Annotated in this window: 16 protein-coding genes; 1 reads left to right on the top strand and 15 read right to left on the bottom strand. The window is 67.6% G+C overall.

Features of this window, described 5'->3' with window-relative positions:
- Positions 1 to 90: 90 nt before the first annotated feature.
- The 8 genes from B4A39_RS11290 to B4A39_RS11255 form a co-directional block, all read right to left on the bottom strand.
- Positions 91 to 342: a DUF4170 domain-containing protein gene (locus B4A39_RS11290; protein ID WP_292036602.1), complete on the bottom strand. Its 252-nt coding sequence runs from the start codon at positions 340 to 342 to the stop codon at positions 91 to 93.
- A gap of 16 nt (positions 343 to 358) precedes the next feature.
- On the bottom strand, positions 359 to 1,153 hold the full coding sequence (locus B4A39_RS11285; protein ID WP_292036601.1) for a 3'(2'),5'-bisphosphate nucleotidase CysQ: 795 nt from the start codon (positions 1,151 to 1,153) through the stop codon (positions 359 to 361).
- Positions 1,150 to 2,496 (bottom strand): TldD/PmbA family protein, encoded by a 1,347-nt coding sequence (locus B4A39_RS11280; protein ID WP_292036600.1) that lies wholly within the window; start codon positions 2,494 to 2,496, stop codon positions 1,150 to 1,152. Before B4A39_RS11280 ends, B4A39_RS11285 begins: the two co-directional genes overlap by 4 nt.
- Before the next feature lie 45 nt (positions 2,497 to 2,541).
- Positions 2,542 to 2,937, bottom strand: coding sequence for an MAPEG family protein (locus B4A39_RS11275; RefSeq protein ID WP_292036599.1), 396 nt, complete (start codon positions 2,935 to 2,937; stop codon positions 2,542 to 2,544).
- 2 nt (positions 2,938 to 2,939) lie between these two features.
- The gene (locus B4A39_RS11270) at positions 2,940 to 4,775 is read right to left on the bottom strand and encodes a M14 family metallopeptidase (protein ID WP_409449546.1); all 1,836 of its coding nucleotides are present in this window, start codon (positions 4,773 to 4,775) and stop codon (positions 2,940 to 2,942) included.
- A gap of 40 nt (positions 4,776 to 4,815) precedes the next feature.
- Positions 4,816 to 5,157, bottom strand: coding sequence for a hypothetical protein (locus B4A39_RS11265; protein WP_292036598.1), 342 nt, complete (start codon positions 5,155 to 5,157; stop codon positions 4,816 to 4,818).
- A 101-nt stretch (positions 5,158 to 5,258) separates the two neighbouring features.
- Positions 5,259 to 5,888: a hypothetical protein gene (locus tag B4A39_RS11260; protein WP_292036597.1), complete on the bottom strand. Its 630-nt coding sequence runs from the start codon at positions 5,886 to 5,888 to the stop codon at positions 5,259 to 5,261.
- Positions 5,889 to 6,001: 113 nt separating this feature from the next.
- Positions 6,002 to 6,496 carry a DUF1579 domain-containing protein gene (locus tag B4A39_RS11255; protein ID WP_292036596.1) on the bottom strand — a complete coding sequence of 165 codons (495 nt, stop codon included), beginning with the start codon at positions 6,494 to 6,496 and terminating at the stop codon, positions 6,002 to 6,004.
- 93 nt (positions 6,497 to 6,589) lie between these two features.
- Between B4A39_RS11255 and B4A39_RS11250 the strand changes: the two genes are divergently transcribed.
- Positions 6,590 to 7,570 (top strand): helix-turn-helix transcriptional regulator, encoded by a 981-nt coding sequence (locus B4A39_RS11250; protein WP_292036595.1) that lies wholly within the window; start codon positions 6,590 to 6,592, stop codon positions 7,568 to 7,570.
- Between the two features lies 1 nt (position 7,571).
- On the opposite strand, the gene B4A39_RS11245 is transcribed toward B4A39_RS11250, so the two are convergent.
- From B4A39_RS11245 to B4A39_RS11215, 7 genes are read right to left on the bottom strand one after another with little or no spacing between them, the layout of a single operon-like run.
- Complete coding sequence (locus B4A39_RS11245; RefSeq protein WP_292036594.1) at positions 7,572 to 9,101, bottom strand: UbiD family decarboxylase; 1,530 nt, start codon at positions 9,099 to 9,101, stop codon at positions 7,572 to 7,574.
- Between the two features lie 10 nt (positions 9,102 to 9,111).
- Complete coding sequence (locus B4A39_RS11240; protein ID WP_292036593.1) at positions 9,112 to 9,750, bottom strand: Pr6Pr family membrane protein; 639 nt, start codon at positions 9,748 to 9,750, stop codon at positions 9,112 to 9,114.
- Positions 9,750 to 9,998 (bottom strand): helix-turn-helix domain-containing protein, encoded by a 249-nt coding sequence (locus B4A39_RS11235; protein WP_292036592.1) that lies wholly within the window; start codon positions 9,996 to 9,998, stop codon positions 9,750 to 9,752. Before B4A39_RS11235 ends, B4A39_RS11240 begins: the two co-directional genes overlap by 1 nt.
- A gap of 40 nt (positions 9,999 to 10,038) precedes the next feature.
- On the bottom strand, positions 10,039 to 10,893 hold the full coding sequence (locus B4A39_RS11230; RefSeq protein ID WP_292036591.1) for an aldo/keto reductase: 855 nt from the start codon (positions 10,891 to 10,893) through the stop codon (positions 10,039 to 10,041).
- A gap of 45 nt (positions 10,894 to 10,938) precedes the next feature.
- Positions 10,939 to 11,805, bottom strand: coding sequence for an alpha/beta fold hydrolase (locus tag B4A39_RS11225; RefSeq protein ID WP_292036590.1), 867 nt, complete (start codon positions 11,803 to 11,805; stop codon positions 10,939 to 10,941).
- 51 nt (positions 11,806 to 11,856) lie between these two features.
- Complete coding sequence (locus B4A39_RS11220) at positions 11,857 to 12,651, bottom strand: hypothetical protein (RefSeq protein WP_292036589.1); 795 nt, start codon at positions 12,649 to 12,651, stop codon at positions 11,857 to 11,859.
- 10 nt (positions 12,652 to 12,661) lie between these two features.
- Positions 12,662 to 14,497 (bottom strand): gamma-glutamyltransferase family protein, encoded by a 1,836-nt coding sequence (locus tag B4A39_RS11215; RefSeq protein ID WP_292036588.1) that lies wholly within the window; start codon positions 14,495 to 14,497, stop codon positions 12,662 to 12,664.
- Between the last annotated feature and the right edge of the window lie 63 nt (positions 14,498 to 14,560).

The following is a 14,560-nucleotide window of genomic DNA, read 5'->3' as shown; positions in this document are numbered from 1 at the left end:
CTCTTCAGAAACGCCAAAGGCGGCTGACGGGAAAGCGCGCCAGCCGCCTGTGTGGTTCCGAGTTCCTCGCGGTGAGGCGAGGGCGGCCGATCAGCCTTCCGAGCGCGGGTCGATCAGCTTGTGCGCGTGCAGAATGAAGTAGCGCATGTGAGCGTTGTCGACGGTGGCCTGGGCGCGGGCCTTCCAGGCCTGCTTGGCTTCGTCGTAGCTGCCGAAGGCCCCGACGAACTCGACCTGGGTCAGGTCGCGGAAGACGGGCTCGGCCGGATGGCGCATCTCGCCGCCGATGACGAGGTGAAGCAGTTGCGGATCGTGGGCGTCAGCCATGGAGAGGGGGTCCATTGCGAGTGAGGGGAGATCAGATCGCCAGCGGGATAGGCGCTGTGCGTCTCACGATCAACGGGTGAAGGGCCGGTGCGGCGCAGATCAGGCTGGTTTGACGCGGATCGGGGCGATTAAAGCGCCATGGACGGCCCATGTGGTCGCTGACCTTGGCCCCGGCCTCTTCGGCGATCAGGGCGCCGGCGCAGACGTCCCAGTCCCATTTGGGGCTGATGGCGATGGCGGCGTCAAAGGCCCCGGCGGCGACCAGGGCCATGCGATAGGCCAGGGCGTTGCGCTTGGTGAAGCGCATCTCCGGCCAGGGCTCGGCCCATTCGCGCGCCTCCATCAACCGCGCGTCGGCCAGAACCTCGGCGTCTTCCAGGGTGTCGGTGTCCGAGGCGCTGATGGGGCGGCCCTGCAATCGGGCGCCGCCGCCCAGGGTGGCCTCGAACATCTCGCCCAGCATGGGGGCGTGGATGACGGCGGCGACGGGACGGCCGTCCTCGACCACGGCGATGGGCACGCACCACCAGGGCTTGTTCTTCATATAGGCCACGGTGCCGTCGATCGGATCGACGACGAAGATGCGCTTCTTCGTCAGGCGCTCGGGGCTGTCGACGGTCTCTTCCGACAACCATCCGTAGTCCGGCCGGGCCGTCAGCAGGGTGTCGCGCAGCAGTTGGTCCACCGCCAGATCGGCGCTGGTGACGGGCGAGCCGCCCTCCTTGGACCAGACCTTCAGCCCCGCCTCGCGATGATCCAGCGCCAGCTTGCCCGCCGCCAGGGCCGCGTCGCGGATCAGTTCGAGATCGGACAGGAAGTCGGTCATTTTCCGGCGATGGCCACCGCGTCGAACATCAGGGAGGGGCTGTTGAAGGAACCCCGGAACTCCAGATCCGATCCGCGCACCAGTCGGGCGTAGAGCTCGATCAGATTGCCCGCCACGGTCACTTCGCTGACCGGATAGGCCAGTTGGCCGTCCTCGAACCAGAAACCGGAGACGCCCGCCGACCAGTCGCCGTTGTTGGCGTTCAGCGACGGGCCGAACATGGAGGTGATCAGCAGGCCCGACCCGGCCTCGGCCATCAGGCCCGCCTTGTCGTCCTCGCCGGGCGCCAGATGCAGGTTGTGGGTCGAGACGCCCGACGGTCCCGCCAGACCGCGCGAGGCGTGGCCGGTCGAGGCCATGCCCAGCTGGGCGGCGGCCGCCGTGTTCAGCAGCCAGGTGGTGATGACGCCGTCCTCGACGATGTTGCGCCGCTCGACCGCCACGCCCTCGTCGTCGAACGGGGTCGAGCCCAGGCCGCGCAAACGGAAGGGGTCGTCGATCAGATCCACGCCCGCCGGCAGGACCAACTGGCCCAGCCTGTCCTTCAGGAAGGAACTGCCGCGTGCGATGGCCGGGCCGGAAATGGCGCCCAGCAATGGCGACAGGACCTGGGTGGCGATGCGGTTCTCGAAGATGACCGGGGCGGTGGTCGAGGCGATCTTGCGCGGGCCGACGCGGGCCACGGCGCGCTCGCCCGCCTTCAGGCCGATCTCCGCGGCGCCCGGAAGGTCGGACAGGTGGCGGGTGGCGCGGCTTTCGCCGCCGCGCTCCATGGCGCCGTCCTTTTCGGCGATGACGCCGACGCCCAGCGAGAAGGCGCTGCCCCGATGGCGGCCGTCGAAACCGTGCGAGGTGACCAGCCGCCATTCGCTGGCCGACCAGGAGGCGTGTCCGCCCTCGGACTTGGACACGCCCGCGACGCTTAGAGCGCTGGCCTCGGCCTCGGCGGCGGCGGCTTCCAGCGCCTCAGCGGTGCGCTCGGACGGGTCGAACAGGTCGAGATCGGCGTGGGGCCCCTGCGCCAGCCGATCCTGCGGCGCCAGAGAGGCGTAGGGGTCTTCGGGCGCCAGCCTGGCCATGGCCACCGCGCGTTCGACCAGACGGGCTCGGGTGGCGTCGGACAGGTCCGAGGCGGACACCGTCGCCTGACGCCGACCGATGAAGACGCGCAGGCCCAGGTCGCGGGCTTCCTCGCGCTCGACCTCCTCCAGTTCGGCGTTGCGCACGCCGACGGACAGGGAGGCGCGGTGAGCCGAAACGGCCTCGGCGGCGTCGGCGCCGGCCTTCAGCGCGGCGGCGACCAGATCATGCAGGATGTCGGGGGAGGGCGTCTGTTCGGACATGCCCCGATATGGCGGACCCGCCCCCGCATCGCAACAAGAAGGCGCCTAGATCACCGACCAGGCGATCAGGCTGACCGCAGCCACCAGCAACGCCAGCCAGGTCAGGACCATGCCGATGGAGCGCCCCAACGACGGTCCGCGCTGGAACAGAAGGCCCAGGGCATGGATCACCCGGCCCGCGAACAGGATGCCGCCGACGCTGTGGATCAGCAGCGGCGGCGCGCCGACGAAGGCCAGCAGGATCAGCCCGCACATCCCGGCCGGCACATATTCCGCGGCGTTGGCGAAGGCGCGGGTGGCGCAGATCATCTCGCGCTGCTCGCCGTCGCCGAACTCGATCATGTGTCGGCGGCGACGGCTGACCACGACGCCGGACAGAACCAGCATCAGCAGGATCAGCATCCCGCCCCAAAGGGTGGCGGCCTGGATCGAGGGAACCATGCTCAATTCTCCCGCCCGACCGGATAGAGGCGGAAGCGCTGATCATAGAAGGGCGTCCGCTCATAGAACCAGGCCAGACGCGCGTCGCCGTCGGCCGCAAAGGCGGGCTCGGCCGCCAGCTTGGCCTCGAACTCGGCCTTCAGGGCAGGATCGGCGGCCAGCATCTTCTCGGCCAGCGGCGCGATGGCGTAGGCCTCGATGTATTCGACGCGGTTCAGCACCTCGGGGAACATCCCCCATGCGAAGAAGCTCTCGCTCGATTGCGGCTCCAGCAGCAGGATGGCGATATCGCCCATCGGCTGATCGGTCGGCACGCGCACCGAGCCGACGGGGAAGGTCCAGTCTTTGGCTTCCGTGCGGACCTCGCCGACGGTGATCGGCACATGGCCTTCATTGGTGCGCGCCGAGACCTTGGGATCGACCAGGCGCAGCATGTCGACGGCGACCGTGCGCGGCGCGCTCAGGGTTTCCATCTGCACGCCGTGGATCTTCAGCCGCTCGATGATGTCGGCGCGATAGGAGGGCACCCAGTAGGCGGTCGGCCGCTTCAGCGTCAGGGTCGGGCGCGACCCGAAGTAGGGCACCTGCCACAGTTCCGGGTCCGGTTGGCCCAGCCAGCGCAGTTCGGGACGGCCCGAGGCGGCGCTTTGATAGGTGTCATAGAGGATGCCCTTGAACGGGCGGATGCGGGTCGGCTGCTCGTCGCCGACGAAGTTGGCGGGCAGTTCGGCGGGACGCAGGGCGCGGTCGGCGCTGATGGCGGCGCGCAGGGTCTGCGACTTGTCGGCCAGAACCTTCAGCGCTTCTTCCAGGAAGACATAGGTGCCCAGCACCCGCTGCTCGTGCGGCTTCAGGCTGTGGTTTTCGATCAGGATGGTCGGGATGTGGGCCGCCGAGCCCCAGCCGTTGGAATAGCGCTCGCCCAGACCGCCGTCGTTCATGCCCTTCTTCGGGTCGCGGTCGTCGATGGCGAAGACCAACTCGCCGGGGATGTGGCCCTGGGCCTCCAGCGCGGCGTTCATGTCGGGCTTGAAGGCGTCGTCCAGCCATTGAGCGATGGCCGGGCTGCGGCTCCAGACGCCGTCCTCGCCGTTGTAGCCGTAGGTGACGTCGTACTGGTAATCGATGCCGTCGGTGACGTGGATGTCGACGTAGAGGTCGGGATTGTATTTGTGGATCAGGCCCATGACCGCCTGCATCTCGGCCTGATCCAGCTTCATGAAGTCGCGGTTCAGGTTCTGGTTGGTCGCCGTGTGACGCCAGCCCTGATTGCGCGGTCCGCGCTGGTTGGGACGGGAATAGGGGCTGGTCCGCTCGTGTCCGTCCACGCTCAGGATCGGGATCAGGATCAGGTTGGCGCGGTCCAGAAGCCCGTCCTTGCCGTAGAAGGCCATGTCGCGCAGCAGCATCATGCCCGCGTCCTTGCCGTCGATCTCGCCCGGATGAATGCCCGCCTGGGCTAGCAGCACAGGCTTGGACGGATCCAGGGTTGCGCCGTCCTTCGACGCGATCACCGCATAGATCGGGCGGCCTTCCGGCGAGACGCCGAACTGTTCGACGCGGATCAGGTCGGACGCCGCATCCAGCCGGTCGAACCAGGCGCGGGTGTCGGCGTAGGAGGGGCTGAAGTCATGCGCCGCATCGGCCTCGAACGCCGTGACCCAGGGATCCGAGGCGTCGCGCAACAGGGCTTTCGACGCGCCGTTCCACGCTGGCGCGGGCGGCAGGAAGGCCTGGTCCCAAGGCGCGGCGTTGGCGACGGAGGCGGGCGGATTCTGGGACATGGCGGGACTCGACGCGAGAGCCGCGACGGCGGCGAGGATCAGGCTGGTGCGCATGACCTCTCTTCCGCCGTCACCGCGCCGCTGGCAACCCCGCTTAGCCGCGCCGCTTCTTGGCTTCCAGCTGATCGACGGTGGCCTGCGCCTCCTGGCGGCGCGCGTTGTGGGCTTCCCACTCCTGACGCTGGGTCTCGGTCAATGCGCCTGCTTCGCTGGCTTCGCGAAGCGTGGCGATCTTCTCGTCCAGTTCCGCCACCTCGTCCTGCGCGGCGTAGAGGCGATCCTGCTCGGCCTCGCTGAGACGGGGCCGGGGGCGTGGCGGCGTGCGACGTTGGGCGCCCGCACCCACCCGCACCTGGGCGTCGGCGGGTGAGGCGACGACGGCCGCCGCAGGCAGGGCGATCAGAATGGAAAGAGCGATGGGGAGAACGCGGTTCATAGGGCCTCCGGCTTCTGGAAACCGAAACCGTATGACGAGATTACAATCTCGTCATCTTAAAATCGCATTTCAAACACAATTGGGAAATCCGCCTTTCCCGCTCATCCCGCGCCCGTCAAGGGCCCCCAGCCGCCGGCCGCAGCCAAGGCCGCCGCTGACTTGGCCATGCCCCAGAGGCTGTAGAGCAGAACGACCACCAGGGCGCTTGCCGCCACTCGGCGCCATGGCGCGAAGGCCGCCGTCGCCGTGCCGACGACGAAGATGGCCACGCCGGTCCACAGAGTGACGGAGCTGGCGATCTTGGCGAAGCCCGGATTCAGTTGGGCCAGAATAACGACCATGACCGCGACGATCAGATTGGCGGCCAGGATACAGCCGAAGACCAGCTTGCGATGGGCCCAGAAGTGCGCGTCCATGTCGATGCGGTCATGCGCGCCCTCGGCCGAGACGCGGGGGAAGGTCACGCTGGCCGCCACATAGAAGGTCGCCGCGATGGCCAGGCTGACCACCAGCAGGAAGGTGTTGAACGGCGCCCCGCGAAAGATGACCCAAGCCTGGTTCCAGAAGGTCGCGATGTCGATGGCCACGAACAGGGCCAGGGCGGGCGTCAGCCAGCCGAAGCGGATGCGCTCGCGCTCATGCAACACCCGCGCGAAGCCGCCGACCAACTCGGCCACCGATAGGCCGAGCAACAGGCCGTAAAAGCTGAAAAAGAACTCGAATGCGCTCAACACCGCCCCCGACCATGCCGTGTGGGCAAGCTAGACGGTTCCCCGCCGCGGCGCCAGCGGCGGCGGGGGAAGGTCTAACCTGGGACGATGCGCAGATAGCCACTCATGCGGACTCACGCCCGGGTGAAATCCATGATCCAGTTGGTTTCCCACGTCGCGCCGTCGTCATAGGAGAAGGATTGGCTCCACCGGGCGTTGTCGGGACGGATGTCAGACCAGATGTAGCGGGCGATGATCGGGCGGCCGTTGTCGGTGTCGGGGCCTTCCAGAGTGCAGCCGTCCACGGTGAAACGGCCGCGCACGGGCGGCTGCAAGACGCCGTCGAGACTGTTGACCCAATAGATCGACCATTCGCCCGAAGCGACGTTCAGGGTCCTGACCGCCATCCCGCTCCAGCCGCGCGCGGGGCAGTGCATTTCCTCGATGTTGGCCATACCGCCCAGGCGCGGTTCACAGGATGCGACGGCGTCGAATTCGTCCCAGGACGCGGTGTCGTCCTGGAGGCCGGCGCCGCGTGTCTTCAGCCGACGATGAGCCACAGCCCAGCGTCCGTGGATGAAGTCGAAATCGTGAATTCCCGGAATTTTCCGGGCAGGGGCGGCTGACATGGCGGGTCCTTTCAACGACCGGGTTTGGGATCGTCAGGGATAGGCGGTATAAACTGTCATCCTATGTCAGGATTTATCGGCTAGGATCGAAAAATGCGCGACAGCCGACTGCTTTCCATCCTGCTGCTGCTCCAGACCCGGGGACGGATGACCGCCGACAAGCTGGCGGCAGAGTTCGAAGTGTCGGTGCGCACCATCTATCGCGACATCGACCAACTGAGCGCTGCCGGCGCGCCGGTCTATGCCGACCGGGGCCGTTCCGGCGGCTTCCAACTGCTGGACGGCTATCGAACCCGTCTGACCGGATTGACCGACGCAGAGGCCGAGGCGCTGTTCCTGGGCGGACTGTCGGGACCCGCCGCGCAGATGGGATTTTCAGCCGCTGTCACCACCATGCAGTTGAAGCTGCTGGCCGCCCTGCCGCCCGAGCGTCAGGCGGCCGCCGAGCGGCTGGCGGGGCGGTTCCATCTTGATCCCGTCGGCTGGTATCAAAATGCCGACGATGCTGCGCGACTGCCTCTCATCGCGCAGGCGGTGTGGAACAATCGCAGAATTCAAGTCCGCTACGAAAGCTGGAAAGGCGTCGTCGATCGCCATCTCGAGCCTCTGGGCCTCATTCTGAAGGCAGGCCTCTGGTATCTGGCGGCCCGCCCGGCGGAGGGCGCCGCTGGTGATACCGATCGGAGCCCGCGCACCTATCGGGTGGCCAACATCCTCGACCTCTCCGTCGGCGACCAGACCTTTGAACGCCCGGCGGCGTTCGATCTGGCGGCCTGGTGGGACGCGACCTCGCGGCGCTTCGAGGCCGAAATCTTCACCGATCGGGCCACGCTGCGCCTCTCGACGGAGGGGCTGAAGCGGCTGGCGCGATTGGGCGCCGAACAGGCCCGCATCGCCGCAGAAGCCAAGGTGGGCGACGGCGGGGCCGTGGTGATTATCCCGATCGAATCGATCGAACACGCCGCGACCGAGCTGCTGCGGCTGGGGAGCGAGGCGGAGGTGCTGGCTCCTCCAGCGCTGAGAGCCGCGATGCGCGCGACGGCGACGCAGCTGACGACGCTCTACGCGACTTGAATCACTTCCAGATCGGTTTGCTGTCGCCTGGCAGACCCAGTCGATCCCAGATCTCCGACACCCGCTCGACCACGGCCTCGTCCATGCGGATTTCCTCGCCCCATTCGCGCTTGGTCTCGGGCTCCCACTTGTCGGTGGCGTCCAGACCGATCTTGGATCCCAGCCCGCTCTCGGGCGAGGCGAAGTCCAGATAGTCGATGGGGGTGTTCTCGATGACGGTGATGTCGCGCGCCGGGTCCATCTTGGTCGAGACGGCCCACATGACGTCCTTCCAGTCGCGGGCGTTGATGTCGTCGTCCACGACGATGATCCACTTGGTGTACATGAACTGCCGCAGATAGCTCCAGCAGCCCATCATCACCCGCTTGGCGTGACCCGGATAGGCCTTCTTCATCGACACCACGGCGATGCGGTAGCTGCACCCCTCGGGCGGCAGCCAGAAGTCGGTGATCTCGGGGAACTGTTGACGGATCAGCGGGATGAAGACCTCGTTCAGGGCCTCGCCCAGCAAGCTCGGCTCATCCGGCGGGCGGCCGGTGAAGGTGGTCAGATAAATCGGGTCCTTGCGCATGGTGATGGCCGTCACCTGGAAGACCGGGAACTTCTCGACCGAGTTATAGTAGCCGGTGTGGTCGCCGTAGGGGCCTTCGTCCTCGAACTCGTCCAGCAGGACGTGGCCTTCCAGCACGATCTCGGCGTTGGCCGGCACCATCAGCGGCACGGTCTTGCACGGGACCAGTTCGGCCTTGGAGCCGCGCATCAGACCGGCGAACTGATACTCCGACAGGGTTTCCGGCACCGGGGTCACGGCGGCCAGGATGGTGCCGGGATCGGCGCCGAGCACGACAGCGCAGGGCAGGGGCTCGCGCTTGCCCGCCTTCTTGTGCCGGGCATAGTGCTGGGCCCCGCCGCGATGGGCCAGCCAGCGCATGATGGCCTTGTCCTTGCCCAGGACCTGCATCCGATAGATGCCCAGGTTGAAGTCGTCCTCGCGATCGTCCGACGGCCCCTTGGTCACGACCAGACCCCAGGTGATCAGCGGCGCGGGCTCGCCAGGCCAGCAGCCCTGGATGGGCAGGCTGGTCAGGTCGATCTGATCGCCCTTCAGCACCACCTCCTGCACCGGGGCCTTCTTCACCGTCTTGGGCCGCATCGACATGACGGTCTGGGCCAGGGGCAGCATCTCCATGGCGTCGGACAAGCCGCGCGGCGGTGTCGGATTGCGCAGGAAGGCCAGCAGCTCGCCGACTTCGCGCAGTTCGCCCGCCGTGGTGCGTTGCTTGCCCTCCAGCGTCACGCCCATGGCCACCCGCTTCACCGTGCCGAACAGATTGGCCAGGCAGGGAATGGGGCTGATCGTGCCGTCCGGCATGACCGGCTTTTCGAACAGGACCGCCGGGCCGCCGTTCCTCAGCAGCCGGGTCTGGATCTCGGTCATCTCCAGATGGGTGGAGACGGGCTCCGACACGCGAACCAGTTCGCCGTCGGCTTCGAGGGTCGCAATGAAATCGCGCAAGGACTTGTAGGCCATGCGGTGAGGCTTAGGCGGACGCGAGCCGTCTGTCACGCCGTCCGACGGCGCGATCAATCGCCACGACGATCAGGCCGACGATCAGGAAGAAGACCAGCAGGCCTGCGAAATAGATCATGGCCTTGCCCAGCCCCAGTTGATCCACGTCCACGAACCAGTAGGGCCACCAGCCGCTCAGCTTGCCGTGGAGCAGGGTCCAGCCGCCATAGACCAGCACCACCGCCAGCCACTTGGCCGGATCGGCCCAGCGCAGACGGCCCTTCGGCGTAAAGGCCAGCCAGTCGACCATGAAGGCGATCGGCATGACATAGTGCAGCAGGTTGTTGGCCAGCAGCGACCAGCCTTGCGGCTCCCATATGCCTGCCAGCAGGAAGTGATAGGTCACGCCGACCACGACGATATACATGGCCACCGCCGCGCGAACCCCCTCGCTCTGCGCCCAGCGCCCCGGCCGACTGTTCGGCGCTACGGCTGGCGCGGTCAGGGCCAGGGCGACCATGAGGTTCGACAGGATGGTGAAGTAGCTGAAGAAGTTCAGCGTCAGCTCGCCCGCGACGATCTGCGGATTGCCCTTCAGCATCAGCCCGTACTGCAGGCCCAGGGCGAACCAGCCGAGAGCGGCGAAGGCGGCGCGATAAAGCCGGGCCATCAGTAGCCGGGCGTGTCCGACACCAGCGCCCACACCGGCAGGTGCAGGGCGCGGGTGGCGGCGTCGATGCCGGCGGAATCCAGATGCTCGCGACCGGCCTCGATGCGGCGCAGGGCTTCGGGCGTCAGGTCCAAGGCGGCGGCCAGAGCATCCGGCGTCACCCCCCTCTGGTCGCGCCAGCGCCGGATACGGGCGCCGACGACGGCGTCCATGGGATCAATCCCCGGAAAGCCCAGAACCGAACCCATGGCGTCCTCCCTGACGCGAGCGTTCTATGACGCTGTTAGGTCAGGCATCCTGATCCCATTGGAAGGCCTCGTCCAGCCAGTCGCCCAGACGCCCGTCTGGGCGAGCCAGGGCGTGGATACGGGCCATCTCGTCCGCCGACAGCTCGAAGTCGAAGATGTCGAAGCTTTCACGGGCCCGTTCGACCTTGGTGGTGCGGGGGATGGCGATCACGCCCTGCTGGATGAACCAGCGCAGCGTCACCTGGCCGTTGGTCTTGCCGTGGTCCTTGGCGATGTCGCCGATCACGGCGTCGTCGGCGATCTTGCCCTGGGCCAGGGGCGACCAGGCTGTGATGGACGAGCCCAGCTCGCGCGCCGTCGCGATCAGGGTCTTCTGCGAGAGATAGGGATGGTACTCGACCTGATTGGTCACCAGCGGCGCCTTCGACAGGCTCGCCGCCTCTCGGAACGGGGCCGAGGGGAAGTTCGACAGGCCGATGTGTTTGGTGAAGCCCTGCGCCTGCGCCTCGTTCAGGGCGCCAATGGTCTCCGCCAGCGCCGGCGTCGGCTTGGGCCAGTGCAGCAGCAGCAGGTCCGGCGTCAGGCCCAGGCTGATCGCGGACTCTTCGGCCTGACGCAGCAGGGCGTCGCGATGAAAGTGCTCGACCCAGATCTTGGTGGTGACGAAGATGTCGTCGCGCGCCACGATCCCTTCGGCCACGGCGTCGGCGATGCCGTCGCCCACCGCCTTCTCGTTCTTGTAGATCCAGGCCGTGTCGATGTGGCGATAGCCGATACGCAAGGCCTCGCGCACCATGCGTCGCGCGTCGTCGCCCTCCAACTGCCAGGTGCCGAAGCCCAGCAGCGGAATCTCCACGCCAGAGGCCGTCAGGGTCGGTTGGTCAGAATAGGGCATGGGGAGGCTCCGCAGGGTCAGGGAGCGCTCGATATAGGCGCCCGATCAGGCGTCGCCATTGTCCAGCCAGCGGAAAATCCGCGCCCACAGCGGCTCCATGCCTTTGCGGAAGGCGCCCTCGTGACCGATGCGCCGCGCGCCGAAATCGGATGGGGCGTGGACGCTGATCTCGGACGGCGCGCGGGGATAGACGCTCAGCAGGTCGCGCGCGGTGTGTGGCGTGGCGATGGGATCGTCGGTGAAGATCCAGGACCGGATCGGCGCGGTCACGGCCTCGTAGTGATGCGGCCGCAGCGTCGTTTCCAGCTCGCGCGAGAAATATTCCCGCTTCAGGCACCAGCGCCGCCAGGTGGTGAAGACCCCTCGCGGCAGGTCGGTCCCGCCCCACAGCCCGCCGCCCTTGATATAGCCGTGCCGCATCAGGCTGAACGGGCCGAAGCTCAGCCAGAAGAAGAGCTCCATCGGGTTGTAGGATCGGTGGTGTCCGCCCCACCAGCCAGTGCCGACCGAGACGAAGGCGTGGCGGTCGATCCGGTCGTGATTGGCCATGAAGCCAAGGAAATGCCCGCCGACGCTGTGACCGACATGGACGACGCGCAGGCCGGGCGCAGCTTCGATCAGGGCGTCCAGGGCGGCGGGCATATCCAGCCGGCCCCAGTCGGGATAGTCCATCGCCATGGCCTTCAGATCGTCGGGCCGCGACCCGGCGATGCCGCGAAAATCATAGGTCAGCACGGCCGCGCCCTGGCTCGCCAGATACCGCGCGAACCGCTCGTAGAAGCCCTTGGGAAAGCCGGTCCCCGACGAGACCAGCACGGCGATGCGCGGCTCTGCCGCCGAGACCAGCCGCATCGACAGCGGATAGCCGTCAGCGGCCGGAGCCATGAAGTCGCGGGTCACGAGTTCGGTCATCGAGTCCGTCCTGTTTGGAAACGAACTCTAGCCGATTGACCCGGCGTCAGGTCAAGGCTTCACCGGCGGCGACGCCGTGACCTGGCCGAGCGCCAGCAGCCCGTCGAACTTGCCGTTCTGCTGGGGCGCCAGGACGACGCCGCGCACCATCGGGTCATCAGTCTCAGGGATCGGCGCCGCGCCGCATTCGTCCAGGCAGATCCAGGCCTGCCCGCCCTGATGGGCAAGGGTCAGGGACAGGGTTTCCTCGGGCCGAATATGGGCGGCGGCCGGCAGGCCAAGCGGCGAACCGACGCGCCGGATCTTCTCGGCGTGGACCCGCCCGACCAGCGCCAGGACGCGGGCCTGCGGCTGGGCCATGGCCTGACGGCTCCACAGAACAGCGCGATCCATTTCCGCATAGGATTGGCGGAAGCCATCGACGCGGGGACTGTCCGGCACGGAGGCGACCACGGTCATGTCGGCCGCTTCACGCAGCATGGCGCGCAGCCTCAGCAACAGATCCAGCATGGCCTCGCTGCCTCGCCCGTCGTGATGGACGAAGGGGCCATGGGGATAGGCGGCGAGGATCGCGCGGGCCTCGGCGTCGCTGTCCGCCTCCATGAAGGCGTCCAGCGTCGGTTGCAGCGCGACGGAATACTCCAGCGAGACGACGACCGGGCCTTCTTCCAGCGCCGCGCACACCAGATCGGCGAAGGCGGCGGGGGCCTCGGTCGTGCCGTGGGTCTCGCCGACGAAGACATAGCGGACGTCGTCGCGCCACAGGGCCTCGGCCCCCGCCACGGGCCGGCAGCCGTCGGACCAGTCCAGCGCCAACAGCCCGGCGGCGGCGAGTGCGGTGATCATGAGGATTTCCTCAATAGGCCAGGGCGTTGCCGTCCTTGCGCATCTCGGTCGCCGCGCCATAGGTCCAGCGGCCCTGCTCGTTGATCTGCTTCATCACGTTCTGATAGCCGCCGAAGCCGCCGTCGGGCTGGCCGAGGTCCCACCCCATGGCGGTCAGTTGCTGCTTGGTCGCTTCGGGGACGCCCGATTCCAGATGCAGCTTGCCGACGCCCTCGGCGGGCTGGCCGGTCGGCTCGGACGAGCCGTAGTGCTGCCAGCGCGGGCTGTCGCCGGCCTGCTGCGGGTCCAGGCCGTAGTCGACCATGTTGATGATGATCTGGGCCTGGCCCTGCGGCTGCATCCCGCCGCCCATGACGCCGTAGGCCAGCCAGGGCTCGCCGTCCTTGCAGGCGAAGCCGGGGATGATGGTGTGGAAGGGCCTCTTGCCCGGCGCATAGATGTTGGGGTGGCCGTCGGTCAGGGCGAACAGCTCGCCCCGGTCCTGGAACATGAAGCCCAGGGTGCCGCCCTCGGGACCATCCGGCGTCAGGCCGGAGCCCATGCCGCGATAGTTGGACTGGATCCAACTGACCATCATCCCGTCCTTGTCGGCCACGCTGAAGTAGGTGGTGTCGCCCTGGGTCGGGGCGTCGCCGGGGAAGACGCGGTCCATGACGCGGTTCGGGTTGATCAGCTTCGCCCGCTCGGCGGCGTATTCCTTGGAGTTCAGCCAGGCGGTCGGGGCCTTGCTGAAGCGCTCGTCGGCGAAGTAGCGGGCGCGATCCTCGAACGCCAGGCGCTTGGCCTCGGCCTGGACGTGGATCGAGGCGGCGGACTGGAAGCCCATGGCCTTCAGGTCGAACTGTTCGCAGATGTTCAGGATCTGGTTGGTCGACAGCCCTTGGGTGTTCGGCCCCAGCGAATAGACCTCGACCCCGCGATAGGTGGTCATCAGAGGCTCGACCCATTCAGTGCGGTGGGCGGCCAGGTCGGCGCGGGTCATCCAGCCGCCGATGCGCTTGAAATAGCGCTCGATGTGGTCGGCGATGGCGCCGTCGTAGAAGACGTCGCGCCCGCCTTCGGCGATCATCCGATAGGTGCGGCCCAGGTCGGGGTTGGCGAAGACCTCACCCGTCTTCGGCGTGCGGCCGTTCGGCGTATAGACCTTCTTGCGGTTGTCGTTCTCTTCGATCAGGGACGCCCCCCGGTCGAAACCGGCCATGTTGCGTTCCAGGTACCAGGCGATGACCTCGGGCACCGGCACGCCCTGTTCGCACAGTTCGGCGACGGGGATCAGAACGTCTTTCCACGGCAGCTTGCCGTAGCGCTGGTGCGCGCTCCACCAGGCGTCGACCGTGCCGGGCACGTTGACGGTCACAGCGCCGTACTTGGGCAGGTAGCCGTCCACGGCCTTGGACCGGGCGGTCGCCAGCGACAGACCGCGGGGGCTGTTTCCGGAACCGTTGAAGCCGACGACCTTCTTCTGGGCCGGATCCCACATCAGGCAGAAGGCGTCGCCGCCGATGCCGTTGGCGGTCGGCTCCAGGAAGCCAAGCGCGGCGTTGATGGCGATGGCGGCGTCGATGGCCGAGCCGCCGCGCCTCAGGGTGTCCAGGCCGATCAGGGTGGCGGCGGGGTGGGCTGTGGCGGCGGCTCCATTGGCGCCCCAGACCGTCGAACGGCCGACGAACTTCGGCCCGGTCACGCGGTCGCCGATGCCGACGCCGGCATAGGGATCGGCTGGGCGCGGGGCGGGGGCCGCGGGCTGCACCTGTTCTCGCCGGGGGGGCTGCCCCGTCTGGGCGGCGGCCGAACCGGCCAGCAGAGCGCCGGCGGGCAGGGTGGACAGGAAGGTGCGGCGACGCATGGTGAAACTCCCCCGTGAACTGACGGCCGTATCAATGACCGCCCCGGCGCGGGGAGCAAGCAC

The sequence above is a fragment of the Brevundimonas sp. UBA4553 genome, assembly GCF_002387245.1.
In the GTDB taxonomy this organism is placed as follows: Bacteria; Pseudomonadota; Alphaproteobacteria; order Caulobacterales; family Caulobacteraceae; genus Brevundimonas.
Note: the sequence above shows the minus strand (reverse complement) of the source record. Positions and strands in the feature narration are given on the sequence as shown.

Excerpts from the sequence above, each read along its gene's own strand:
- B4A39_RS11290 (WP_292036602.1), bottom strand. The coding sequence starts at position 342 with ATGGACCCCCTCTCCATGGCTGACGCCCACGATCCGCAACTGCTTCAC.
- B4A39_RS11285 (WP_292036601.1), bottom strand. The coding sequence starts at position 1,153 with ATGACCGACTTCCTGTCCGATCTCGAACTGATCCGCGACGCGGCCCTG.
- B4A39_RS11280 (WP_292036600.1), bottom strand. The coding sequence starts at position 2,496 with ATGTCCGAACAGACGCCCTCCCCCGACATCCTGCATGATCTGGTCGCC.
- B4A39_RS11275 (WP_292036599.1), bottom strand. The coding sequence starts at position 2,937 with ATGGTTCCCTCGATCCAGGCCGCCACCCTTTGGGGCGGGATGCTGATC.
- B4A39_RS11270 (WP_409449546.1), bottom strand. The coding sequence starts at position 4,775 with ATGCGCACCAGCCTGATCCTCGCCGCCGTCGCGGCTCTCGCGTCGAGT.
- B4A39_RS11265 (WP_292036598.1), bottom strand. The coding sequence starts at position 5,157 with ATGAACCGCGTTCTCCCCATCGCTCTTTCCATTCTGATCGCCCTGCCT.
- B4A39_RS11255 (WP_292036596.1), bottom strand. The coding sequence starts at position 6,496 with ATGTCAGCCGCCCCTGCCCGGAAAATTCCGGGAATTCACGATTTCGAC.
- B4A39_RS11250 (WP_292036595.1), top strand. The coding sequence starts at position 6,590 with ATGCGCGACAGCCGACTGCTTTCCATCCTGCTGCTGCTCCAGACCCGG.
- B4A39_RS11245 (WP_292036594.1), bottom strand. The coding sequence starts at position 9,101 with ATGGCCTACAAGTCCTTGCGCGATTTCATTGCGACCCTCGAAGCCGAC.
- B4A39_RS11240 (WP_292036593.1), bottom strand. The coding sequence starts at position 9,750 with ATGGCCCGGCTTTATCGCGCCGCCTTCGCCGCTCTCGGCTGGTTCGCC.
- B4A39_RS11235 (WP_292036592.1), bottom strand. The coding sequence starts at position 9,998 with ATGGGTTCGGTTCTGGGCTTTCCGGGGATTGATCCCATGGACGCCGTC.
- B4A39_RS11230 (WP_292036591.1), bottom strand. The coding sequence starts at position 10,893 with ATGCCCTATTCTGACCAACCGACCCTGACGGCCTCTGGCGTGGAGATT.
- B4A39_RS11225 (WP_292036590.1), bottom strand. The coding sequence starts at position 11,805 with ATGACCGAACTCGTGACCCGCGACTTCATGGCTCCGGCCGCTGACGGC.
- B4A39_RS11220 (WP_292036589.1), bottom strand. The coding sequence starts at position 12,651 with ATGATCACCGCACTCGCCGCCGCCGGGCTGTTGGCGCTGGACTGGTCC.
- B4A39_RS11215 (WP_292036588.1), bottom strand. The coding sequence starts at position 14,497 with ATGCGTCGCCGCACCTTCCTGTCCACCCTGCCCGCCGGCGCTCTGCTG.